This window comes from Streptomyces sp. NPDC058045, from assembly GCF_042885635.1.
Classification (GTDB): Bacteria; Actinomycetota; Actinomycetes; order Streptomycetales; family Streptomycetaceae; genus Streptomyces.
On the sequence record NZ_JBHVRR010000009.1, the window covers coordinates 37,892 to 61,721 of the forward strand.

Below are 23,830 nucleotides of genomic sequence, written 5' to 3' on the forward strand. Positions count from 1 at the left end.
TTTGTTTTTGGGGGGGGGGGGGGGGGGGGGGGGGGGGGCGGGGGGGGCCGTCTGGGCGGGGGGGGGCCCCCGGCCCCCCCCCCCCCGCGGCCCGCCGCAGGCGGGCCGCCTTGATCCAGTAAAGAAACTCTGAACAGCACCGATGCCCTGGTCTCTCGGCCGGTCGCAGGGCCGTGCGCACTGTCCTCCGCTCCCATCCGTTCCGCAACCTAGACGCCGTTATCGCCGCATTAGTCGTACTGCCTCTGATTCGTTCCGATGGTCGCCAGAACTTATCCACAGGCTGAGGACTGCATGGTTCTCGTCATGAATGAGCACCGCTCACCACGTTATGGATTCGCAATCAGGTGCCGGTCACGAATCGCGGCCTTCTCCTACTTGGGGATACAGATGGGCCGCCTAGTGACTCAGGTCACTCGGGGAGGTGTCACACGGACTGGGGTGCTCGACACCTGTAGCAGGTGAAGGCAGGGACTCCGACCGGCCCTGGAGCCAAAAGAAAAGGAGTGGCGTGGATCACAGCAATTGGTGTCACACCGATGCGGAATTCCGCACCTCTATAGGCGATCCGCAAACGGAGGGAGCGGCGGAACATAGCAGCACATCGCCGGTTAGCCAAACCGGCGGTTCTCTGGACCATTGGTGCTCCCCGACGGACTTGGGGAGTGTGAGGAGGTGGTGCGCAGTGCGCCACGCGGGACACGAAGGCGAAACGTTTCGTCGCAGGGCGGGAAATCCGCGCGAGGTTGCCCGTGGGGCGGGAACGGGCCGTGCCGGTGCCCGTTTCGGCCCTCAGAGTGGTGTCCGTGGCCGCGAGGATCGCTTACCGGCTGGCTCACCAGGGCTGTTGTGGCCGAGCCGTTATGCGTCGGGCTCGCTGGTGGCGAGCGGGGTGGTGAGTACTCCGGGCTTGCATGGTGCGCAGATCTACATGGAACACACCGAGGAGAAGACCAGAACGTGGACACGCAGGAGACGGAAGAGATAGCGGCCCGGATCGCGGAACTCGTTGCCAAGATGGCGGAGGTCAAGCGGCTTGCTCAGCAGATTGAAGAGAACGTGCAGGCTACTTCGGAGGCTGAGTGAACGCTGCAAGTCGCTGGAAGAACTCGCGCATCTCTTCGATGGCCTTGTCCATCTGATCCAGCCGTTCCGACAGTTCGACGTATTCCTTCGTGGGCATCCGCCCGCCGCTTGCCGCCTCGGGAGTGCCGGCCTTCGGGTCGGCCTCCGGCAGAGGATCAGCGACGAAATTGCCGCGACCCGGCATGGTGTTGATCAGCCCTTCGTCGCGCAACATGCGCAGCGCGGAACGCGCGGTCATGTTGGCGATCTCGTAGGTCGCCTCCAGATCGCGGGACGAAGGAACCTGCTCGCCCGGCTTGAGTCGGCCGGATCGGATCTGCCGCCGCAGTTCCTCGGCGACCAAGCGGTAGGGCGGGGTGTCGGAGTCCTTGGGCAGCTTCATAGCCCGAGCGTAGCGGGCCTGGCCCGTCTACCGCAGTAAGACCCTGTTGCACCTCCCATTTCCCCTACGTGCTTACCCTGCCACAGGTGCGATGTGCGCTAGGCGCTTGACGGACCCATTCAGGGTGGTGCACTGTTGCTCTCGCCCCGCCACCCCGGCGGAGCACCTACCGAAAGGACGTAACTCCCATGGCCCGTATCCGTGTTGGCCTGCTTCCCACCGCATCGTTCATGGTCGGCAACCTGCCGGTGCCGAAGTACGCGGACGCCGAGAAGACCCAGTTCGCCACCGACCGCGAGACCGGCGCGAAGCTGTTCACGATCACCCTCTTCTTCATGGAGGAGGACCGTGCGGAGGCGCTGAAGATCACGGTTCCGGAGACCGGTCTCCCCAACGGCCTCAAGCCGGGTCTGCCCGTGATGCCGGTGGAACTGTTCGCCACCCCGTGGGCGCGGATCTTCAACGGCTCTCTGTCGGACGGCATCGCCTACCGCGCCGACCGCCTGGACCTCGCCACCCCGGCTCCGGCCGCTGACGCCGCGTGAGCGGCACGGCTTTCTGGTTCGGCGCTGAGCGCAGCTACCCGCTGGCTCACGCCGGGCCGGACCCCCGGTTCTCCGAATCGCTCGTCAACTCGGTAGCGGCCGTGCTCGTCGGCTATGGCTACCCGCGCATGGCGGCGCTTGAGGACTGGATGGCTCTCGAATCGGCCCTCGCGGCCTTCCTCTACACATCCAAGGAGCAGTGAATGTCCGTACAGGAGGTGTCCGGCCTCGTCCCTGTCGTCGCGCTGATCGGCGTCGTCGTGTTCGCCGTGTGGGGCGTGTTGTGGGTGGTGCGCTATCTGCGGGCCGATGCCATGACCAGGCAGTCCATCCGCCAAGCCGTGCGGGTGCGGCGGACGTGGAAGCGGCTCGCGCAGATGCTGAAGCTGTGCGCCACGGACAGGATGCCGACCACGCTGGCCTCGCTGGCGAACACGGACGGCAAGCCCGTCAAGCCCCGCGTCCTGGTGCCTGCGCTGAAGGTCACGCATGACGCATACGGGGTGATCGCACGGGCCGCCTGCCTGCCCGGGGTCGGTCTGGAGCAGTATCAGAAGGCGGCCCCACACCTGGCGGACGCCTGGCGGTGCACGCGGGTGGCGGTCACCCAGGACGAGCCGGGATCGGTCGTCATCCGGGGTGTGCGGCTCGATCCGCTGAAGTTCCCCACCGAGCATCGCCCCACGGGCAAGGCGCCCAAGCAGGTGGCCCAACTGGACCTGGGCGTGGACGAGTACGCACAGCCGGTGTCCCTCGACCTTCGGCACGTCCCCGGCATGACCGTGGGTGGTCTTCCCGGCAAGGGCAAGACTTCGCTGCTCAATCGGCTTCTGTCGGACTGGGCGCCGGCGTCGTGGGTGCAGTTCGCCTGCGCGGACGGCAAGGTGTCCGCCGCGTACGAGGGGGACTACGCCGCGTGGGTACAGCGCATGTTCGCCTTCGTCGGCGATGACCTCGAAGAGGCCAACAAGCTGTTCAAGCGGCTGGTGGACCTGCGGCGTGTGCGCTCGGCCCGGGTCGGCGATGTGCTCGGTGTGAAGTCGGTGTGGGATGTGGGTCCGTCCGAGAGGTGGCCGCTGGTCGTGCTGATCATCGACGAAGCGCACACCTACTTCCGCGATCACAAGGGCAGCGACGCCCGGACGAAGAAGCTGGCCGCGCTCGCCGCCGAGAACGCCCGGCTCGTGGAAGACCTGGTCAAGAAGGGCCGCTCGGTGGGCATCCTCGTCATCCTCGCCACGCAGAAGACCACCGGGGACGCCATCCCGACCTTCATCCGCGACGTGTGCCCCGTCGGCCTGTCCTTCGCGCAGAAGACCGCCGAAGCCGCCGTGGCCGCGCTCGGTGAGGACGTCCGGGAATGGCCCGACGCCAACCCGATCAACCTCCAGGACCCTGCCTACGTCGGCGTCGCCTCGATGAACCACCAGTCACAGCCCGGCTTCACCCGCATCCGCACCCCGTACGTGCCGGACGAGTGGGCGTCCGGCATAGCCCACGCAACCAACCATCTGACCGCCGATCCGGCCGACTTGCTCCCCGCCGTCGACCTCACCAAGCCCGGCCCGGACGACGACGGCCCCATGCCGCTCGCTGCCTGACCCAACACCCCGCGATTACAAGGCACTTGGAAGGGAGGTGAACTCTCTGTGTCCGAGGACCGGATCACCCAGCGCACCGTGACCGTCGTCATGGGCGTCATCGCCGCCCTGGCGTTCGTCTTCTCCTTCGGCAACGTCTGGACCCTGGCCCTGCGCCTGGGCGTCCCCGCCCCCATCGCACCGCTCATCGCCCCGATGGTGGACCTGTCCGTGGTCGGCCTGCTGGTCGCCCTGCGCCACCTGTCCCTGCGCGGCCTTCCGCCCGAGCAGTTGAAGGCGGCTACCCGGCTGATGCACGTCTCGGGGCTGCTGACCCTGGCCCTCAACATCGCCGAACCCATCACCGCCGAGCACTACGGCCGCGCCGCAGTGGACGCGGTGGCGCCCCTGCTGCTCCTCGGCTGGGGAGCGGTCGGGCCGCAACTCCTGCGCTCCTTCCACGTGGACGCCGCCGAAGCAAGCACCCCGGCGCCCACTGCCGAACCGGAACCCGCCGAAGCGCCGGTCCCGGCCTCCGTCGAACCGGTCTCCGCCCCGGCAACGCCTGCGCCTGCGCCTGCGGTCAAGGTGCCTGAGCCGCTGCTGACCGAAGCACGCTCCATCGCCGCGTCCCACCGGGCCGAGCACGGCGAACCCATCACCGCGGCACAGCTCAAACGGCGACTCGGCATCGGCCTGCCCATGGCCACCGCCCTCCACAGCGCCCTGTAGAGCCGCACTCCCCGCCGGCCTCCCGGCACCCCCACCCCCTGCCCGCCCCAGGGCCGACCCGTCATGCCTGCGGGCAGCAGCCCGAACCCAACTTCTTGCTGCTGCCCGCAGGTCCCACCCTCGCGCCGGAAGATGCCCCACGCCCCATGCGCCCCTGCCTGCACCACGTGATCAGCCCCGCCCTGCGGGACCTGATCGAACTGGCCAACACCCACGACTTCGACCGCGTACAACAGCAAGTCCGCGACCTGCGCGGCTGCACCAGCCCCATCAACCTCCACGGCTGGACCCTCACCACCGACCCGGCCACCAAGGAAGTCGTCCGCTCCTACCGCTCCGAGGACGAACCCACCGGACGGCTGCTGACTACCTGCGGCAACCGCCGCGCCTCCCGCTGCCCCGCCTGCTCTCGCGTCTACGCCGCCGACACCTACCACCTCATCAAGGCCGGGCTCTCCGGTGGCAAGACCGTCGCCGAAACCGTCCGCCACCACCCCCGCGCCTTCGTCACCCTCACCGCCCCCTCCTTCGGCCCCGTTCACCACCACAAACCCGACCACACGGGCAACCCCCGCCCCTGCCACTGTGGCACCCAACACCCCGAAGACGACCCGGTGTTGGGCACCCCGCTCAACCCGGCCACCTACGACTACACCGGAGCCGTGCTCTGGAACGCCCACGCCGGACAACTCTGGTCACGCTTCACCACCTACCTGCGCCGCGCCCTCGCCGAACACCTCGGCATCCCACAGAAATCGCTCAACGCCGCCCTCCGCATCTCCTTCGCCAAAGTCGCCGAATACCAGAAACGCGGCCTCGTCCACTTCCACGCCGTCATCCGCTTCGACGGACCCGACGGCCACACCACCCCACCCCCGCCCTGGGCCACCTTCGACGCACTCAAGGTCGCCGTGGGTCTGGCAGTCGGCCGCACCCGGCTGACTATCGAGTCCGCCGCCATCGGCGAACACACCATCACCTGGGGCGACCGGTACAAGGTCGACCCCATCACCGCCCTCGGCGACGGCGAACTCACCGACGCCAAAGTCGCCGGATACGTCGCCAAGTACGCCACCAAGAACGCCGAAGGTGCGGGCACCGTAGACCGCACCCTCATGTGCCGCCCCTGCACTGGCCGGGGCTACGTACGCGGCCCCGACGGCTTCCACGACCGGTGCACCGACTGCGACGGCGCCGGACAGGCCGAACCCATCAAAGCCCTGCCCGTCCAACAACACGCGCGACAAATGATCCGTACCGCCTGGGCTCTGGGCCACCTACCGGAGTTCGCCCACCTCAAGCTCTGGAAGTGGGCACACATGCTCGGCTTCCGCGGCCACTTCTCCACCAAGTCCCGCGCCTACTCCACCACCCTCGGCGCACTCCGCGACCAACGCCGCGCCTGGCGCCTCGCCCAAGCGGAAGCCGCCCGCATCCGCGCCGGCCACCCCACCACCGACGACAACACCACCCTCGTCACCGCCTCCTCCTGGACCTACCTCAGCACCGGCTACCGCCCCGGCGAAGAACTCCTCGCCGCCCAGGCCCGCCACGACAGCGCCCGAGCACGTGATGAAGCCGAACGCGCCAAGACAGAAGGAGAGGTGTGGCAGTGACCGCGGCGACTGAGTCTCCTGTGAAGCGGTCGATGACGTGTGATGCAGAAGCCGTGGACCGTTGGGTCGAGCGCTGCTTGCGTGACGCACCGCCACTCGGCGACTCCCAGCTTCGCCGCATAGGGGAAATCCTTGGGGTCTCCCTCACTCGGAAGAGCGCCACACCGGCCTGAGCTGGTCCACGTCGAACGGCTTCCGGCCCTTGCCGCTCGGTTCCGCGATGACAGCGTGAAGCACGCGCTTGATCATCTCTCGCTTCTGGGTGAGCGTCTTTCCTTTCCACTCCATGTCGATATCGGTCGTGGCTTCCTCAGCAGCCACGACGAGTGCCTGATGCGCCGCCTGGTCGGCGCGCAACTCCTTTACGAGCGAGTCGAGAGCTGGGAGGTTGCGGAAGAAGGCCTCGTCGTCAATCTCGCCGGTCTGCCAGCGTTGTTCGAGAGCATTCCTTCGCCTGACGGCGGCCTCTAGTTCGTTGCCCCTCGTCCACTCTGGGACCTCTTGAGCAGCGGCGGCGGCCTCCTTCTTGAGCTTGGCTCTGACCAGCCGTTCTATGTACTTGTCAGTCTCATCGCCGCGCTTGTACGTCTTATTGCAACCGCCGTCCACGGTCTTCTTGCACATGTATGCGTGCCTGTAGCTGACCCAGGCGTTTGCCTTGAGGCCGATCATCTTGTTGTTGCAGGTGGTGCCGTCGTCCAGCACGCTGCCGCAGCGAAGGATGCCGGTCAGCAAGTACTTGTGGACAAGACCGCCGCGTGGCTGACCGGCTCCTTGACCCCGCTTTCTGATCGAGGCCACGACGGCGAACCACTCCTTGGGCGTGACGACGGCTTCCCACTCACCCACGATGGGCTGCTCATCCTCGCCGCGTACCAACTCGCCCTTGATCTCGCGGTAACCGCAGAGTCGGGCGTTGAGGAGTACTTGTTTCACGGTCGCGTACTGGAAGGGGTTGCCCCGGCTGGTCAGGAAGCCTGCCTTTTTCCACTGCGCGGTGACTTCGCTGATTGATGCTCCAGCGATCACGTCCTTCACGGCCTGGCGGATCGCTGCTGCCTCCTGGGGCCGAAGCGTGATCTTGTCGTCGTCCCAGCCGAAGGGACGCCAGGCGGATACCGACTGTCCCCGGACCGCGCGGTTGTGATGGCTGGTGCGACTGCGGCGCTGTTTCTTCCTCGTTTCGGCCAGCGACATGGCGACGCCCACAAGCCCCTTGACCTCGAACCCTTCGGCGTAGAGGTCCTGGAGCCCGTTGGAATCGAAGTAGACGCGATCGGGGTGGGCCGTGAAAGCGCGGAGATACCGCTCCCAGTCGCCGGGCCGCCGGTACAGCCGGTCGTCATTGATCGCCATGACGCCGTGGATGGGGTACCCCTCTGGTGTGCGGCCTGCGTTCAGGTCCACAAGCATCTGCTCGAAGTCGTCCCGGACGACTTCTTCTTTGCTGGCGCTCTTGTCGTTGTCTGTATACCGGTAGACGACCAGCCAATCGAGCTCCTTCGCCTTGCCCGTGAGTTCGCGGTGCTGGTCCTCGATGCCATGAGCGTCCTTTGCCCGTCCGTCGAACGAGATACGGGTGTAGCAGACCACGCACTTGATCGCTGGATTTGCGGCCAGCATCGCTTGGACTTCGGCCACCGACGGAACATCGGCCGGCACTCCTCGAAGCCTGTTGACTACCTCGTCCCGTGCGGCCACATCTCCCCCTCAACTCCGTGTTCTGTCAGGTCGGGGAAGCAATCTAGCATGTGGCGTTTCTAATAAAGTTCTGCTCGATGAAGATCAGCCAGGACATCCGCCGTGAGCACGGCGGCACCCGGCAGGAGGTGGAGGAGGGCATGGCGCGGAAGTCCCGCGAATTCGCCGCGGGAGGCAACCGCGTGTACCTCCCGATCGCGGACTGACCGCGGAAACCGCAGCCGACGGGGCGGGCCCCGAACCGAGGGGCCCGCCGCGACCGGGCCGGGCGCCGGCAGCCGCCCGTCATCATGGGCGGATGGCATACAGCGAGGTCGAACTGGAGGTCCTCCTCCACCGCCTGGACGATCCGGTGCTGATGGAGCGGCCACCCGGCTACGACCACGCCGCGACACGGGCCTTGTTCGAGCGGCTGGTGGCCAGGCTGGAGGAGGACTTCGGCACCCGCTGCACAGCCGATCGCCAGGTCCAGGACGCGAGCCTGCACGCCAGGGTCGAGGTGCCGGCGCAGGCCGCGGCGTGCGGGGAGCGGATCACCGTATCGGTGAGCAACTTCGGCTCGATGGCGGTCGTGGCCGCCGAGAACCCGGGCGTCTACTCCGATAACGAAGAGGCGGTACAGGCGGGCGCGCTCGCTGCCGACGACCTGCGGAGAGTGGAGCGTGCCATCGCCGACCTGGGGTATGTGCCGATCCCCGAGCGCCTGCTCACCCGCCCGTACGACGGCCCGAGCCCGCTGGCCCGGTACCGCCCCGGGGGCCGGGTCGACTGGTGGGTGCGGTACTTCGACTACCTCTAGGCCGGGTGAAGTCCCCGCCCGGAAGCGGCAGTTCACTGCCCGGTGTGGTCAGGGCCGGGTCAGGCGGTGGGCGGCTTCGATGGTGGTGTCCACGTAGGCGAGGGCGTCGCGGCGGCGGGTGAGGGGGGAGTGGTAGCGGGAGTGGGGGTCGGTGGTGCGGCGGATGCGGAGGCACTCGTCGAGGATGCGGTGCCAGCGCGGACCGAAGACGTCGCGGGCGTAGTCACCGGCCGCGGACTTGGAGACGATCTCGCCGGTGGCCAGGGTGCAGTGCATCCGGCTCACCCCGAGTACGCCCCAGGCCGGTGCCCAGGAGCCGAGGCAGGCCAGGCCCGCCGGGGTGCCGAGTCGGGAACTGCGGCGCCACCAGGGCCGCCAGTACAGGTCCAGATTGCGATCGGTCCAGCGGGCCAGGCCGACCGGATCGGTGTCCACGGTGAGCAGGGCGGGGTCCGGGCCGCGCAGCGGGATGCCGTGGCGGGCCAGGGTGTGCCAGACGACGGGGGTACGGCCGGCGGAGGACGGGTGCCGCAGCCGCCCGGCGTGGGCGTGCGGCCCCGGCGGCACCCCGGCCGGATCGTCGGCCAACTGCCGCCAGGTGACATAGGGGCCGTCGAAGTGGGGCCGTGGATAGCGCACCGAGAGCAGCTTGTGCACCTCGGTGAGGGCGTGCGCCTGGGCGGGTGTGGCAGGGCTGGCGGAGACGGCGACGAAGTCGATGTCGCTGTGCCCGGGCACGAAGTCCCCCAGCGCCGCGGACCCGGTCAGATACAGCCCCTCGACCAGCCCGGGGACGGTCTCGTCCACCAGTGACAGGTACTGCTCCGCGGTCTCGTGTACGAGAGGATGCACCAGCACATTCGCCAGGCTGCCAGCTCCCCCGCGTTCCCGCATCGCGACCCCGGCACCCGGCCCCGACCTGCGGACACACCGGGCACACCGCGTACGCGGCCCCGGTGCCGGTCAGTCCGGCTGGTGCTCCGGGCCGCCGAAGTCGGGGCTGGTGAAGTCGGGGCTGCTGAAGGTGGGGTGCGAGCCGGTGGAGGGTTCGCCGCCGGGGCTGGTGAAGCCGGGCCGGTGGTAGCCGAGGTGCGGCAGTTGTCCGCCCTCGGCCCTGCGGTCCCGGCTCGCCCCGCTGACCGGCTCGGCCAGCGCGTCCCGGAGGAACGGCAGGATGCCCCGGTCGAGCAGCGCCCGGTGCCAGGCCTCGCGGGCGCGGGCCAGCTCCTCGTCCTGGGCGCGGGTGTCGGCGGCGCGCAGCGAGGTGGACCCGTTGCGCAGGGCGGTGAGCAGCAGGCCGACCGCGGCCAGCAGGATCGCGGCCGCGGTGAGCGCGGTGAAGACCCAGCCGGTGACGAGCAGGGTGCGGGCGGCCCCGGGCGCCGGATCGAGCAGCCCGAGCAACCACCCCGCCAGCAGGAAGATCACCGCCGCGGCCCCGGCCAGGACGGGTGCCAGTACGGTGACCACCGCGGCGAGCCCGGCCCCGGCCGGACCGCCCGGATCCGCCGGACCGGTTCTGCCCGCACCCGGGAAGCCGCCCGCCACGCCTCCTGCCGCCACGCCGAGCGGTGCCGTCCCGCGGGCCGGCGGTGCTGCGGCGGGCGCGGTCCGGGCCGGCCGGGTGCGCGACTCGGTGCGGATCTTGACGTACTCGCGGTACTCGTCGGACGCGGCGGCCGTGATCAGGGCGATGGCGCCGAGGGCCATGGTGCGTAGTTGTCCGGTGCTGAGCGGGCGGGTGGCGCCCGCGGTGGACGGCGCCGAGCGCAGCGCCTCGTCGAGGAGCCGCTCGACGTCTCGGCGGTCCTCGTTCAGCAGGTGCGGAGCGCTGTTCATCTGCATCCCCCGATGCTCCGTAGGGCTTGGGCACGCTGGTTGCGGGCCCGGAGGGCAGAAACGGAGGGGAGCCTGCTACGGATGGACCGATGGTAGATCGGTCACTGCGCGCAGTGACAGGGAAATAACGGAATTGCGCGGTGGGGCAACGGTCAACCGGCCAGCGGAAGCTGCTGCACCAGCAGCTTTCCGGCCATGGTCACCCCGCCGTCCATGGCGATGGCCAGGCCCTCGGCGTAGATGTGCGGCCCGGTGACGGTGGGCCCGGTGCCGTCCTCGCCGTCCTCGGAGCCGACCTCCCCCAGCAGATAGGGGATGGGGCTGTGGCCGTGCACGATGCGCTCGCCGCCGAAGGTGTCGAGGAGCTTGCGTACGGCCTGCGGGCCGCTCTCGTCGCGGAAGGCGAAGCGCTTGGTGAACTTCCGGAAGAGGTCCCAGCATTCATCGGCGTCATTGCGCGTCAGGGTCTCGCGCACGGTGTCGTTGACCGCCTCGATGGAGTCGCCGTAGTCGAGGTAGGCGGTGGTGTCGGAGTGGGTGAGCAGATGGCCGTCCTCCAGCTCCATCGCGTCGAGGCGGGCCATCCACTGGAGGTGGTGGTCCTGGAGGCGCTCCATATCGGTCTTCTGGCCGCCGTTGAGAAGCCAGGCGGCCTGGAAAGTGGCCGTACCGGCACCGGAGTTGACCGGGGTGTCGCCGAAGCGGCGGGCGCCCAGCAGCAGCAGCTCGTGGTTGCCGAGGAGGGCCTTGCAGTAGCCGCCGGCCGCGGCGGCCTGTGCGGAGAGGCGCATCACCAGGTCGATGACGCCGATGCCGTCGGGGCCGCGGTCGGTGAAGTCGCCGAGGAACCAGAGGCGGGCGTTGCCGGCGGTCCAGTTGCCCTCGGCGTCGGTGAGGCCCTGGGCGGCGAGGGCGGCGAGCAACTCGTCGAGATAGCCGTGGACATCGCCGACGACATAGAGCGGGCCGTGGCCCTCGTCCTCCGCCTCGGCGTCCTCGGGCTGCTGGGCGACGGGGACCTGGAGGGTGTCACCGCGGCGGATCACCGGCAGGTCGTGCTGGGTCGGTGTGTACCCCTCGGGCGTCTCGGCGTCGCCGTCGGCCGCCTCGGCCGGGGGGACGAAGCGGAACTCACCGGCCTGACCGGTGCCGTCGGGCTCGCCGGACCGCTTGGCGGTGGGCTGCTGCACATAGGCGGGCACCCGGAAGTCGCGCAGCGTCGCCGTCCGCATCTCGGGTCCTTGGCCGGCCCCCTGAGTCATCGACCCCTCCACTGTGCCGCAACTGCACCTGATCGGACTGCCTGGTCGCAGCGGCCCGCGGTGTCCTGCGCCCATCATAGGAACGCGGATCGCGCTGTGTGATGACCCAGGGGTGGTCAATCCTGACCTGACCCCGAATCACTGTGCCTTTCGCCCGGGTTGGGGCGGAGTTGGGCACTGGCCGATTCGCTCTCCCCGGTACAGGGCGGCGTGGATCCGTCGGACTTCGGGGCGTCCGACGGCCTCGCCGCCGCCCTGCGTCCCGCTACCCCGGCCCCGGCGAGCGCGGTGCGGAGACCGTGGTGCGCGGCGGGCGGCGGCGGGAGGACGTCCTCACGATCAGCTCCGTCGGTATCACCTGCTCGACCGGTTCACCGGAATCGACCCCCTCGATGGCGTCGATCAGCAGTTGCACCGCCGCGGTGCCGATCCGCCGCGGCTGGAGGGAGAGCGTGGTGACGGGTGGCTCGGTGGTGGCGTAGACGGTGGACTCGCTGCAGCACACCAGCAGCAGATCGTCCGGGACGCGCAGCCCGTAGCGGCGGGCGGCGGCCAGCAGATCGGTGCCGTTGGGGTCGAAGAGTCCGTAGACGGCGTCCGGCCGGTCGGGCCGGGCCAGCAGCCGGTCGGCCGCGACGGCACTGGCGCACGGGTCGTGCGCGGGATAGCTCTCATAGACCGGGGCCTGCCCCACCCGCCGGCACCACTGGAGGTAGGCGGTGGTGGAGAGGTGGGTGTACGTGTCGGTGGTGGTCCCGGTGAGCAGTCCGATACGGCGGGCGCCGGCCTCCGCGAGGTGGTCCAGGATGCCGGTGACCGCGGCCTCGTGGTCGTTGTCGACCCAGGCGGTGACCGGCAGCGAGTCAGCCGGGCGGCCGTCGGAGACGACCGGTAAACCCTGCCGGACCAGCTCGGCGACGACCGGGTCGCTGTCCGACGGGTCGATGACGACGGTGCCGTCGAGTGCCACGTTGGACCAGATGTCGACGGGGCTGCGGCGGGAGGTGGCGGGCAGGATCACCAGGGCGTAGCCGCGGGCGAGCGCCGCCGAGGTGGCCGCCCTCGCCATCTCGGCGAAGTAGGCGAACTCGGTGAAGGTGAAAGGTTCATCCCCGTAGGTGGTCACCGTGAGGCCGATGAGTCCGGATTTGCCGGTGCGCAGGGTGCGGGCGGCGGCGGAGGGCCGGTAGCCGAGCCGGTCGGCCACCTCGCGTACATGGCGTCGGGTGGCGTCGGGGAGCCGGCCCTTCCCGTTGAGGGCGTCCGAGACGGTGGTGATGGAGACCCCGGCGGCTGCGGCCACGTCTCTGATGCCCGCTCGGCCCGGCCGGCGGGTCCTCCGGGTGGTTTCCGCGCGGCTCACCTGGTGCTTCCCTGCTGCTGTCATGGCGAGCCGATAGTAGGGCTCATGGGGTGGGGTGGTGCGGACGCATATGCACGCCCATAGAGGCACGTTTCTGCAAGGTGATTACCCATCAGGTGCCTTTGAAAGTATGTCAGTTAGGCATTTGGCCGGTGGATGGGGGGATGGTGACCCGTGGGTGCCTGCCAAATGATCGATGTTTCGAACAGGTCTCAACTCACCTTCACGAGCGATGCGCGCCACGGCGCCAGCCACCGGCGCGCGCCCGGAGCGGAAGCGCCCCCTCCGTTCTGTCCCACCCGGCGCGGGAAGATCCTTCTTTGTCCTCGAAGTGATCTTGGGCGGGGACTTCCGGCTGCTCAGAGCACCTCTCGCCGACGACCCTGTTCGCAGCGGAGGGCAATCCTCATAAGGTGTGCAGTATTGAAGCGGGAGTGAGTCCCCTCAGCCAACCCGAGCGGCTGCGGCCGGCAGGAGGATGCGGTGAGCGAGAAGACCCCGAAGCTGCGTGCCGAGCTGGCGGGTGTGCCCGCCTATGTCCCGGGCAAGCCGGCCGCCAAGGACGGTCCGCTGACGTACAAGCTGTCCTCCAACGAGAACCCCTACCCGCCGCTGCCCGGGGTGCTGGAGACCACGGTGGCCGCGGCGGGGAGCTTCAACCGCTACCCGGACATGGCCTGCACCGGTCTGATGGCCGAGCTGGCCGACCGCTTCGGGGTGCCCCTCTCCCATCTGGCCACCGGCACCGGCTCGGTGGGCGTGGCACAGCAGCTACTTCAGGCCACTTCTGGTCCAGGCGACGAAGTGATCTACGCCTGGCGGTCGTTCGAGGCGTACCCGATCATCACGCAGATCAGCGGGGCCCGTTCGGTGCAGGTGCCGCTGACGCCGGGTGAGGTGCACGACCTGGACGCGATGGCGGCGGCGATCACCGACCGGACCCGGTTGATTTTCGTCTGCAACCCCAACAACCCCACCGGCACCGTGGTCCGCCGGGCCGAGCTGGAGCGCTTCCTGGACCGGGTGCCGGACGACGTACTGGTGGTGCTGGACGAGGCGTACCGCGAGTTCATCCGGGATCGGGAGGTGCCGGACGGTATCGAGCTGTACCGGGACCGGCCCAATGTCTGTGTGCTGCGCACCTTCTCCAAGGCCTACGGTCTGGCCGGGCTGCGGGTCGGCTTCGCGGTGGCACACGAACCGGTGGCGGCGGCGCTGCGCAAGACGGCGGTGCCGTTCGGGGTGAGTCAACTGGCGCAGGACGCCGCGGTGGCCTCACTGCGTGCCGAGGACGAACTCCTGGGCCGGGTCGGCTCGTTGGTGGTCGAGCGCGGCCGGGTGGTGGAGTCGCTCATCGGGCAGGGCTGGACGGTGCCCGAGACGCAGGCCAATTTCGTGTGGCTGCGCCTGGGCGAGCGGACGATGGACTTCGCGGCGGCCTGCGAGCGGGCCGGTGCGGTGGTGCGGCCGTTCGCGGGGGAGGGCGTGCGGGTCACCGTCGGGGAGACCGAGGCCAATGACATCTTCCTGACCGCCGCGGCCGCCTTCCGCAAGGAGCTGTAGGCGGCACGAGAAGCTCTGGCGACCCCGCGGCTGACCGGCCGGACCGAGTGCGGTCCGGCCGGTCAGCCATGTGCGTCTCCGGTCGCCTGATCCGGCGTCCCGGGTTCTTCCACACGTAGGGGACCCCCCGTGTGAAGGGGGAGAAATCGGTACGGCATAATGCTTGTGAATGTGAACGCATTCACAAGCGTGTGCTATTTGCGTAGGCTTGGTCCAGCTTGATCCCGGTCCACCGGCCCCGCACCCCCGGGGCGGGCGGACCGGGCACCGCGACGTAAGGAGAAGGCGACGTGGAGTTGGCTTTGGCGCCGGAGACCCTGGCGCGCTGGCAGTTCGGAATCACCACCGTCTACCACTTCCTCTTCGTCCCCCTGACGATCTCGCTGTCCGCGCTCACCGCCGGCCTGCAGACCGCCTGGGTGCGTACCGGTAACGAGAAGTACCTCCGGGCCACCAAGTTCTGGGGGAAGCTCTTTCTGATCAACATCGCCATGGGCGTGGTCACCGGCATCGTCCAGGAGTTCCAGTTCGGGATGAACTGGTCGGACTACTCGCGCTTCGTCGGCGACGTGTTCGGCGCTCCGCTGGCCTTCGAGGCGCTGATCGCGTTCTTCTTCGAGTCCACCTTCATCGGTCTGTGGATCTTCGGCTGGGACAAGCTGCCCAAGAAGATCCATCTGGCGACGATCTGGATGGTCGCGATCGGCACCGTGCTCTCCGCGTTCTTCATCCTGGCCGCCAACTCCTGGATGCAGCACCCCGTCGGGTACCGCATGAATCACGCCACCGGCCGGGCCGAGCTGACCGACTTCCTCGCGGTCCTCACCCAGAACACCGCACTGGCGCAGGCCTTCCACACCCTCACTGCGGCCTTTCTGACCGGCGGCGCCTTCATGGTCGGGATCTCCGCCTTCCATCTGCTGCGGAAGAAGCACATCCGGGTGATGCGGACCTCGCTCCGCCTCGGCCTGGTCACGATGGTCGTCGCCGGACTGCTCACCGCCGTCAGCGGCGACCAACTGGGCAAGGTCATGTTCAAGCAGCAGCCGATGAAGATGGCCGCCGCCGAGGCCCTCTGGAACGGCCGGGCCCCCGCCCCGTTCTCCGTCTTCGCCTACGGCGATGTGCAGAAGGGCCACAACACGGTGGCCGTGGAGATCCCCGGGCTGCTCTCCTTCCTCGCCGACGACAGCTTCAGCTCGTTTGTGCCGGGCATCAACGACGTCAACAAGGCGGAGCAGCAGAGGTTCGGGCCCGGCGACTACCGGCCCAACATCCCGGTCACCTTCTGGGGGTTCCGCTGGATGATCGGCTTCGGGATGTCCTCCTTCGCCCTCGGGCTCGCCGGGCTCTGGCTCACCCGGAGAAAGTTCATGCTGCCCGCGCCGCTGCGCACCGGTGAGGACGAGATGCCGCACCTGGTCCCGTTCCGCCGCCCGCTCGGCGCCCGTACCGGGGTCTGGTTCTGGCGGCTGGCCGTCTGGACGCTGGGCTTCCCGCTGATTGCGAACTCCTGGGGCTGGATCTTCACCGAGATGGGCCGCCAGCCCTGGGTGGTCTACGGCGTGCTGCGCACCCGGAACGCCGTCTCCCCCGGTGTCTCCGAGGGCGAGGTCCTCACCTCGCTGATCGTCTTCACCCTGCTCTACGCCGTGCTCGCGTTCATCGAGGTCAGGCTGCTCGCCAAGTATGTGAAGGCGGGCCCGCCCGAGTTGACCGACGACGACCTCAACCCGCCCACCCGGATCGGCGGCGACCGCGACGCGGACCGCCCGATGGCCTTCTCGTACTGAGCGGCCGAGGAGACAGGAGCTAAGGCATGGCACTCCACGACGTCTGGTTCGTGCTCATCGCGGTCCTGTGGACCGGCTACTTCTTCCTGGAGGGCTTCGACTTCGGGGTGGGCATCCTCACCAAGCTGCTCGCCCGCGACCGGACCGAGCGGCGGGTGCTGATCAACACCATCGGCCCGGTCTGGGACGGCAACGAGGTCTGGCTGCTCACCGCGGGCGGCGCCACCTTCGCCGCCTTCCCCGAGTGGTACGCGACCCTCTTCTCCGGCTTCTATCTGCCGCTGCTGCTCATCCTGGTCTGCCTGATCGTGCGAGGTGTCGCCTTCGAGTACCGCGCCAAGCGGCCCGAGGACCGGTGGCAGCGGAACTGGGAGCACGCCATCTTCTGGACCTCCCTGCTGCCCGCCTTCCTCTGGGGCGTCGCCTTCGGCAACATCGTGCACGGCGTGCCGATCGACCGGCACGGCGAGTACGTGGGCACGGTGCTCGATCTGCTGAACCCCTACGCACTGCTCGGCGGGCTGGTCACGCTGACCGTCTTCACCTTCCACGGCACGGTCTTCGTCGCGCTCAAGACCGTCGGCGAGATCCGCGACCGGGCCCGGCGGCTCGCCTCCCGGGGCGGGCCGATCGCCGCGGTGCTGGCGCTCGGCTTCCTGCTCTGGACGCAGGCGCACAGCGGGGACCGGTGGAGCCTGGTGGCGCTGGTGGTCGCGGTGGCCGCACTCGCCGCCGCGCTCGGCACCAATCTGCGGGGACGGGAGGGCTGGGCCTTCGCCTGCTCGGGGCTGGCCATCGCGGCCACCGTGGCGATGCTCTTCCTCTCGCTCTTCCCGGACGTCATGCCCTCCTCGCTGAACGGGAGTTGGAGCCTCACCGCAAGCAACGCCTCGTCCAGCCCCTACACCCTGAAGATCATGACCTGGTGCGCCGGCATCGCCACCCCGGTGGTGCTGCTCTACCAGTCCTGGACGTACTGGGTGTTCCGGAAGCGGATCGGGACCCGGCATATCGCCGACTCCGCGCACTGACCGCCGACTCCCTGTAGCGAGGGTGTTTCACGTGAAACCGATCGACCCGCGTCTGCTCCGGTACGCCCGGGCCACCCGCTTCTTCCTGCTCGCCGTGGTGCTCCTCGGGCTGGCCGGGGCGGGGTTGGTGGTGGCCCAGGCGATGCTGATCGCCGAAGTGGTGGCCGGGGCCTTCCGGCACGGGCTCACGGTGGACGATCTGCGTACCCCGCTTCTGCTGCTGGCGGCCACCGCCCTCGGCCGTGGAGCCGTCGGCTGGCTCACCGAACTCGCCGCCCATCGGGCCGGTGCGGCGGTCAAGTCCGAGCTGCGAGGCCGGCTGCTGGCCCGGGCCGCCGAACTGGGACCGGAGCTGCCGACCGGTCGGCGCACCGGCTCACTGGTCGCGGTGGCCACCCGCGGGGTGGACGCGCTGGACGACTACTTCGCCCGCTATCTGCCCCAGTTGGGCCTGGCCGTGGTGGTGCCGGCCGCGGTCCTCGCCCGGATCGTCACCGAGGACTGGGTCTCGGCCGCGATCATCGCCGGCACCCTGCCGCTGATCCCGGTCTTCATGGTGCTCATCGGCTGGGCCACCCAGTCCCGGATGGACCGCCAGTGGCGGCTGCTCTCCCGGCTCTCCGGCCACTTCCTCGATGTGGTCGCCGGGCTGCCCACGCTCAAGGTCTTCGGCCGGGCCAAGGCACAGGCCGAGTCGATTCGCCGCATCACCGGCGAGTACCGGCGGGCCACCCTCCGGACCCTGCGGATCGCCTTCCTCTCCTCCTTCGCGCTGGAACTGCTCGCCACCCTCTCGGTGGCGCTGGTCGCGGTCACCATCGGGATGCGGCTGGTACGCGGCGAGCTGGACCTCGCCACCGGCCTCCTCATCCTGATCCTCGCCCCGGAGGCCTATCTGCCGGTACGCCAGGTCGGGGCGCAGTACCACGCGGCCGCCGAGGGGCTGGCCGCGGCCGAGGAGATCTTCGCCGTCCTCGAACTCCCGCACCCGCGGCGGGAGATCACCCACCCGGAACCGCGGACCCCGGCCGGTGAGATCCGCCTCGAAGGGGTCACCGTGCGGTACGAGGGCCGCTCCCTGCCCGCCCTGGACGAGGCCACGCTCACCCTGAGCCCAGGGGAGACGGTGGCGCTGACCGGGCCCAGTGGCGCCGGCAAGTCCACCCTCCTCCAGGTACTGCTGGGCTTCACCGCCCCCACCTCCGGCCGCGTCACCGTCGACGGCACCGACCTCGCCGCGCTCCCCCGCGAGACCTGGCACCGGCAGATCGCCTGGGTACCGCAGCGGCCCCAGCTCTACGCCGGGACCATCGCCGAGAACGTCCGGCTGGCCCGGCCCGAGGCCGACGACACCGCGCTGCGCACCGCACTGCGGGAGGCAGGGGCGCTGGACTTCGTGGACGCCCTGCCCGAGGGCGCGGCCACCGAACTCGGTGAGGACGGTGCCGGGCTCTCCGCCGGGCAGCGCCAACGCCTCGCCCTCGCCCGCGCGTTCCTCGCCGACCGCCCGGTGCTGCTGCTGGACGAGCCGACGGCCGCGCTCGACGGCGCCACCGAGGCCGACGTGGTCGACGCGGTACGCCGCCTCGCTCGCGGCCGCACCGTCCTCCTCGTCGCCCACCGCCCCGCGCTGCTCCCCCTCGCCGACCGCGTCCTGCGAATCACCCCACCGGAACCGGCGACAGCACCCGAGCCGGCGGCACCCCGCCTCGCCCGCCCGCCCGAGCCCACGGGCGTCGGTTCCGCAGCACCCGCCCCGGAACCGACTCCCGGTACGGCGCCCGGCAGCCGCTCCGCTCTGGCCTGGGTGCGGGGGCTGGCCGGGCCGCGGCGCGGTCGGCTCGGGCTCGCCCTGCTGCTGGGCAGCCTCGCGCTGGGCAGCGCGGTCGGGCTGATGGCCACCTCCGGCTGGCTCATCTCCCGTGCCTCGCAGCAGCCGCCGGTGCTGTATCTGATGGTCGCGGTGACCGCCACCCGCGCCTTCGGTATCGGCCGCGCCTGCTTCCGCTATGCCGAGCGGCTGGTCTCGCACGATGTGGTGCTGCGGATGCTGGCCGACACCCGGGTCGCCGTCTACCGGCGGCTGGAGCGGCTGGCGCCCGCCGGGCTGCGCCGTACCCGCCGCGGTGATCTGCTGACCCGCCTGGTCGCCGATGTCGACGGGCTCCAGGACTACTGGCTGCGCTGGCTGCTGCCGGCCGCCGCGGCCGCCGTGGTCGGTGCCGGAACCGTCGGCTTCACCGCCTGGCTGCTGCCCTCGGCCGGACTCGCCCTCGCCGCCGGACTGCTCTGCGCCGGGGTGGGCGTACCACTGCTCTCCGCGGCGGTGGCGCGGCGGGCCGGGCGGCGGCTCGCCCCGGCCCGCGGCGCGCTCGCCGTCCGGATCACCGAACTCCTCACCGGCACCGCGGAATTGACCGTCGCCGGTGCGCTGCCGGAGCGGCTGGCGCGTACCCGGCGGGCCGATGCGGTACTCACCGCGCTCGCCGCCCGTACCGCCACCGCCACGGCGCTCGGCAACGGCCTCACCGCGCTGGTCACCGGCCTCACCGTCACCGCCTGCGCCCTGCTCGGCACCGCCGCGGTGCACACCGGGCGGCTCGACGGGGTCGCCCTCGCGGTGGTCGTCCTCACCCCGCTCGCCGCCTTCGAAGCGGTACTCGGCCTGCCGCTCGCCGCCCAGTACCGGCAGCGGGTGGCGGTCGGCGCCCGCCGTATCACCGAGGTCCTGGACGCCCCGGAACCGGTACGCGAACCGGCCGACCCGCGGCCCGCGCCCGACGGGCCGTTCCCGCTGCGGCTGCACGGGCTGACGGCCCGCCACCCCGGGCAGCGGCGGCCCGCGCTGGACGGGGTCGCGCTCACCCTGGAGCGGGGCCGCCGGATCGCCGTGGTCGGCCCCTCCGGCTCCGGCAAGACCACTCTTGCCCAGGTCCTGCTGCGCTTCCTGGACCAGGAGAGCGGCGACTACACCCTGGCCGGCGCGGACGCCCGCACCCTGGACGGGGACGCGGTACGCCACCTGGTCGGCCTCTGCGCCCAGGACGCCCACCTCTTCGACAGCTCGGTACGGGAGAACCTGCTGCTGGCACGGCGGGACGCCACCGAGGAGGAACTGCGCGCCGCGCTCTCCCGGGCCCGGCTGCTGGACTGGGCCGACTCGCTGCCGCACGGCCTGGACACCCTGGTCGGGGAGCACGGGGCGCGGCTCTCCGGCGGGCAGCGGCAACGGCTCGCACTCGCCCGAGCGCTCCTCGCCGACTTCCCCGTCCTGGTCCTGGACGAGCCCGCCGAACATCTGGACCTGGCCACCGCGGACGCCCTCACCGCCGATCTGTTGGCCGCCACCGAGGGCCGCGCCACCGTACTGATCACCCACCGGCTGGCCGGTCTGGAAGCGGTGGACGAGGTGCTGGTACTGGCCGACGGCAGATTGGTGCAGCACGGCACTCCCGCCCAACTGGCCGCTGCCGACGGCCCGTTCCGTCGGATGCGGGACCGGGAGCTCGCCACGGAGGGGGCCCGGGGCGCGGCCGACGCGGTACCGGCCGTCGGCGCCGCCATCTGAGAGGTGCCCCCGGCCGACTTTCCCGGGCAAAGGGGACTTATTACTCTCGGGGCATGGCAGCTCCAGGTCCGCCCACCCCACCCGGCCCGGCGGAGTCGTCCGGGCGACCGCCGGGCGAGGCCGAGGCGGCGCGGACGGGCCGGGTACGGCGGCTGCTCGACGCCATGCGGTCCGTCGGCACCGGGCTCGACCTGGACGCCACCCTCCGCCGTATCTGCGAGACCGCCGTGGAACTCGCCACCGCCCGCACCGCCACCCTCCTCGTCGACGAAACCACCGGGACCACCGGCGCCGGGACCCACATCCCCCGCGCCACCGCCCACCGCACCCCGCGCGAGCCCGCCACCGGTCCGGAACCGGCCGCCGACGTGCTGGAGGTGCCGGTGCGGGTCGCGGGCGAACCGTACGGGCGGCTGCGGCTGGAGCGGCGGGGCGGGGGCGGCGCCTTCGGGCCGGAGGACGTGCATCTGATGCGGGTGCTCGCGGCCGAGGCGGGCATCGCCATCGGCAACGCCCGGCTCTACGAGGCGGCCCGCAGACGGGAACGCTGGATCGACGGCTCGGCCGCCGTCAGCACCGCCCTGCTCTCCGGCGGCGACACCGACGAGGCACTCCAGACCGTCGCCGAGCAGGCCCGCCGGCTCTCCGGCTCGGCCGCCGGGCTCGTACTGCTGCCGACCGCCGGCGTTGGGCTCGAAGTGGCCGCGGTCTCCTCGCAGCGCCCCTCCCGGATGCTCGGCGCCGTCATCGGCCCGCACAGTGCGCTGGCCGCCCAACTCCTCGCCGGGAACGCGGTGTTCATCGAGGACGCGGCGGAGGACCCGGCGCTCGCCACCGGTCCGGGCGCCGGTCTCGCCGCCGGTTTCGGACCGGTGATGCTGCTGCCGCTGCACAGCGACGGCCGGGTGCTCGGCGTGCTGATGACGCCGCGGTGGACCGGCTCGCCCCCTTTCACCGAAGCGGAACGCACCCTCGCCGCACGCTTCGCCGCCCAGGCGGCGCTGGCCCTGGTACTGGCCGAGGCGCAGCGCGACCGGGAGCGGCTGGCCGTCTTCGAGGACCGCGACCGGATCGCCCGCGATCTGCACGACCTGGTGATCCAGCGGCTGTTCGCCACCGGCATGATGCTGGAGGACGCCCAGCGCGGGTCCCGGATCCCGCAGGTAAGGGAGGGCGTGGGCAAGGCCGTCGCCGAACTCGACGTCACCATCCAGGAGATCCGGACCGCGGTCTTCGCCCTCCAGCCGGAGCAGTCCGAGGAACCGGCCGGGCTGCGCGCCCGGGTCCTGCGGGAGATCACCATGGCCGCGGTGCCGCTCGGCTTCACCCCGGCCCACCGCTTCCGCGGCCCGCTGCGCTCGGTCGGCGAGCCCACCCGGAAGAACCTGGTCGCCGCCCTGCGCGAGATGCTGTCGAACGCCTTCCGGCACGCCCACGCCTCCCGTATCGAGGTCACCGTGGACGCGGACGCGGTACTCGCCGACGGCCGGCCCGGCGTACGGCTCACCGTCGCGGACGACGGGGTCGGAATGCCCGACTCCGGGCGCCGCAGCGGGCTGCGCAATCTGGAGCGGCGTGCGGAGTCCCTCGGCGGCGAGAGCGGTCACGGCCCCGGCCTCGGCCCCAACGGCACCGGAACGACGGTCACTTGGCAGGCCCCGTACTGACGACCCGGCAGCCGCGGGGTGCGCCGGCCGGGCGCCGTGGCGGGGCTGCGGCTGTTCGGGGTACGCGGCTGGTCCATGCGGGGCACCGTGTCCCCCGGGGGCAGGAGCAGGCGGGGCCGGGGCACGGGCGGCGGGTGAGGATCCGGGCATGTCCACCCGCACCCGCCGCCCGCCGCCGGTCCCGCGCCGTGTCCCGCACCGGGTCCTGCGCTGTGTCCTGCTTCGCGTGGCGCTCCCGCTGACGCTGCCGTGCACCCTGCTGCTGGGCACCGCGGTACCCGCCACCGCAGCGTCCGCCGCCGAGCCGCCCGCCGAGGGCGCCGGTGCCCGGGTGGCCCGGCTGTACGACCAGGCCGCCCGGGCCGCCGTCCGCTACCAGGAGGGCCGGCAGGCGGCGCGGTCCCAACTCGCCGCGGCCCAGGGCCTCCAGGAGCGGCTGGCCGGCCGGCGGCAGCAGGCCGCGGAACTCCGCGGCGAGGTGGGCCGTATCGCCCGTGCCCAGTACCGGTCCGGCGGCGCTGTCCCCGACACCGTGAAACTGCTGCTCGCGGACAGTCCCGCGCAGGTGCTGGACGGGCAGCGGGTGGCGCGGCAGGCGGGGCACGCGGTGGACCGCGCGGTCGGCGCCAGCCGGGCGGCGCAGCGGCGGCTCGCCGCACAGCAGCGCCGGGCCGACGCCGCCTGGCGCGCCCTGGACCGGCGCAACGCCTCGCTGGCCCGGCTGAAGGAGACCATCCGCGGGAAGCTGGTGGCCGCACGCGAGGAACTCCAGGCCGAGGGCGCGGCCTCGGTGGCGGCCGGCAGTTGCCGGGGCGCCGCCCGTCTCCCGCAGGACGAGGCGGCCGCCACCGCGCCCTGGGTGGCGCCGGTCGAGGACTACCGGCTCTCCGCCGGGTTTGAAAGCTCCGGCTCGCACTGGGCGCACCGGCACACCGGCCAGGACTTCGCCGTCGACATCGGCACCCCGGTACGCGCGGTGGGCGCCGGGCGGGTGGTCAGCGTGCGGTGCGGCGGCCCCTTCGGCATCCACCTCGTACTGCGCCACGACGACGGCTACTACACGCAGTACGCCCATCTCGCCTCGGCCGCGGTGGAGCAGGGCGAGCGGGTACGGGCCGGGCAGTGGATCGGCCTGACCGGCACCACCGGCAACTCCACGGGCCCGCATCTGCACTTCGAGGTGCGCCTCACCCCCGCAACGGGCTCCGGCGTCGACCCGGTGCCCTGGCTCGCGGACCACGGCGTACCGGTCGGCTGAGGCCAGGCGCCTGGCCTCCGCAGGAAAACGTCAAGTGGCCCGGCC

At 70.9% G+C, this 23,830-nt stretch carries 20 protein-coding genes; 14 read left to right on the forward strand and 6 right to left on the reverse strand.

The window, feature by feature from the left end; all coding sequences use genetic code 11:
* Positions 1-960: 960 nt before the first annotated feature.
* A complete protein-coding gene (locus ACFVST_RS08195; protein ID WP_390148066.1) occupies positions 961-1,086 on the forward strand; it encodes a hypothetical protein in 126 nt (41 codons plus the stop codon).
* On the opposite strand, the gene ACFVST_RS08200 is transcribed toward ACFVST_RS08195, so the two are convergent.
* Complete coding sequence (locus tag ACFVST_RS08200; RefSeq protein WP_390148067.1) at positions 1,067-1,468, reverse strand: GntR family transcriptional regulator; 402 nt, start codon at positions 1,466-1,468, stop codon at positions 1,067-1,069. The two genes, ACFVST_RS08195 and ACFVST_RS08200, sit on opposite strands and share 20 nt — an antisense overlap.
* A 188-nt stretch (positions 1,469-1,656) precedes the next feature.
* Here ACFVST_RS08200 and ACFVST_RS08205 point away from each other — a divergent pair, with 188 nt between their 5' ends.
* The 5 genes from ACFVST_RS08205 to ACFVST_RS08225 all read left to right on the forward strand — a co-directional run bounded on the left by ACFVST_RS08205 (position 1,657) and on the right by ACFVST_RS08225 (position 5,941).
* Positions 1,657-2,013 (forward strand): hypothetical protein, encoded by a 357-nt coding sequence (locus ACFVST_RS08205; protein ID WP_390148069.1) that lies wholly within the window; start codon positions 1,657-1,659, stop codon positions 2,011-2,013.
* Positions 2,010-2,216: a hypothetical protein gene (locus tag ACFVST_RS08210; RefSeq protein ID WP_390148071.1), complete on the forward strand. Its 207-nt coding sequence runs from the start codon at positions 2,010-2,012 to the stop codon at positions 2,214-2,216. Before ACFVST_RS08205 ends, ACFVST_RS08210 begins: the two co-directional genes overlap by 4 nt.
* On the forward strand, positions 2,217-3,614 hold the full coding sequence (locus ACFVST_RS08215) for a cell division protein FtsK (protein ID WP_390148073.1): 1,398 nt from the start codon (positions 2,217-2,219) through the stop codon (positions 3,612-3,614).
* A 48-nt stretch (positions 3,615-3,662) separates the two neighbouring features.
* The gene (locus ACFVST_RS08220; RefSeq protein ID WP_390148075.1) at positions 3,663-4,325 is read left to right on the forward strand and encodes a DUF2637 domain-containing protein; all 663 of its coding nucleotides are present in this window, start codon (positions 3,663-3,665) and stop codon (positions 4,323-4,325) included.
* 146 nt (positions 4,326-4,471) lie between these two features.
* Positions 4,472-5,941 carry a replication initiator gene (locus ACFVST_RS08225; protein ID WP_390148077.1) on the forward strand — a complete coding sequence of 490 codons (1,470 nt, stop codon included), beginning with the start codon at positions 4,472-4,474 and terminating at the stop codon, positions 5,939-5,941.
* A 144-nt stretch (positions 5,942-6,085) separates the two neighbouring features.
* Here ACFVST_RS08225 and ACFVST_RS08230 read toward each other — a convergent pair whose 3' ends face one another.
* Complete coding sequence (locus ACFVST_RS08230; RefSeq protein ID WP_390148079.1) at positions 6,086-7,642, reverse strand: recombinase family protein; 1,557 nt, start codon at positions 7,640-7,642, stop codon at positions 6,086-6,088.
* A 77-nt stretch (positions 7,643-7,719) separates the two neighbouring features.
* Between ACFVST_RS08230 and ACFVST_RS08235 the strand changes: the two genes are divergently transcribed.
* Together ACFVST_RS08235 and ACFVST_RS08240 are read left to right on the forward strand one after the other, a co-directional pair.
* Positions 7,720-7,848: a hypothetical protein gene (locus ACFVST_RS08235; protein ID WP_390148270.1), complete on the forward strand. Its 129-nt coding sequence runs from the start codon at positions 7,720-7,722 to the stop codon at positions 7,846-7,848.
* Between the two features lie 92 nt (positions 7,849-7,940).
* On the forward strand, positions 7,941-8,441 hold the full coding sequence (locus ACFVST_RS08240) for a hypothetical protein (RefSeq protein WP_390148081.1): 501 nt from the start codon (positions 7,941-7,943) through the stop codon (positions 8,439-8,441).
* A 48-nt stretch (positions 8,442-8,489) separates the two neighbouring features.
* Here the strand turns inward: ACFVST_RS08240 and ACFVST_RS08245 are convergent, their stop codons facing one another.
* From ACFVST_RS08245 to ACFVST_RS08260, 4 genes are all read right to left on the reverse strand, one after another.
* Positions 8,490-9,299, reverse strand: coding sequence for an aminoglycoside adenylyltransferase domain-containing protein (locus ACFVST_RS08245; RefSeq protein WP_390148083.1), 810 nt, complete (start codon positions 9,297-9,299; stop codon positions 8,490-8,492).
* Between the two features lie 105 nt (positions 9,300-9,404).
* A complete protein-coding gene (locus ACFVST_RS08250) occupies positions 9,405-10,286 on the reverse strand; it encodes a hypothetical protein (protein ID WP_390148085.1) in 882 nt (293 codons plus the stop codon).
* 146 nt (positions 10,287-10,432) lie between these two features.
* Complete coding sequence (locus ACFVST_RS08255) at positions 10,433-11,542, reverse strand: metallophosphoesterase (protein ID WP_390148087.1); 1,110 nt, start codon at positions 11,540-11,542, stop codon at positions 10,433-10,435.
* Positions 11,543-11,807: 265 nt separating this feature from the next.
* Positions 11,808-12,929, reverse strand: coding sequence for a LacI family DNA-binding transcriptional regulator (locus tag ACFVST_RS08260; protein WP_390148089.1), 1,122 nt, complete (start codon positions 12,927-12,929; stop codon positions 11,808-11,810).
* Positions 12,930-13,388: 459 nt separating this feature from the next.
* On the opposite strand from ACFVST_RS08260, the gene hisC reads away from it, so the two are divergent.
* The 6 genes from hisC to ACFVST_RS08290 all read left to right on the forward strand — a co-directional run bounded on the left by hisC (position 13,389) and on the right by ACFVST_RS08290 (position 23,785).
* On the forward strand, positions 13,389-14,468 hold the full coding sequence (gene hisC / locus ACFVST_RS08265; protein WP_390148091.1) for a histidinol-phosphate transaminase: 1,080 nt from the start codon (positions 13,389-13,391) through the stop codon (positions 14,466-14,468).
* A gap of 290 nt (positions 14,469-14,758) precedes the next feature.
* Positions 14,759-16,261, forward strand: a complete 1,503-nt coding sequence (locus ACFVST_RS08270; RefSeq protein WP_390148093.1) for a cytochrome ubiquinol oxidase subunit I — start codon at positions 14,759-14,761, stop codon at positions 16,259-16,261.
* A 26-nt stretch (positions 16,262-16,287) separates the two neighbouring features.
* On the forward strand, positions 16,288-17,292 hold the full coding sequence (gene cydB, locus ACFVST_RS08275) for a cytochrome d ubiquinol oxidase subunit II (protein ID WP_390148095.1): 1,005 nt from the start codon (positions 16,288-16,290) through the stop codon (positions 17,290-17,292).
* Positions 17,293-17,323: 31 nt separating this feature from the next.
* Positions 17,324-20,860, forward strand: coding sequence for a thiol reductant ABC exporter subunit CydD (gene cydD / locus ACFVST_RS08280; RefSeq protein WP_390148097.1), 3,537 nt, complete (start codon positions 17,324-17,326; stop codon positions 20,858-20,860).
* 53 nt (positions 20,861-20,913) lie between these two features.
* Positions 20,914-22,527 carry a GAF domain-containing sensor histidine kinase gene (locus ACFVST_RS08285; RefSeq protein ID WP_390148099.1) on the forward strand — a complete coding sequence of 538 codons (1,614 nt, stop codon included), beginning with the start codon at positions 20,914-20,916 and terminating at the stop codon, positions 22,525-22,527.
* A gap of 148 nt (positions 22,528-22,675) precedes the next feature.
* The gene (locus ACFVST_RS08290; RefSeq protein WP_390148101.1) at positions 22,676-23,785 is read left to right on the forward strand and encodes a peptidoglycan DD-metalloendopeptidase family protein; all 1,110 of its coding nucleotides are present in this window, start codon (positions 22,676-22,678) and stop codon (positions 23,783-23,785) included.
* Positions 23,786-23,830: the final 45 nt, after the last annotated feature.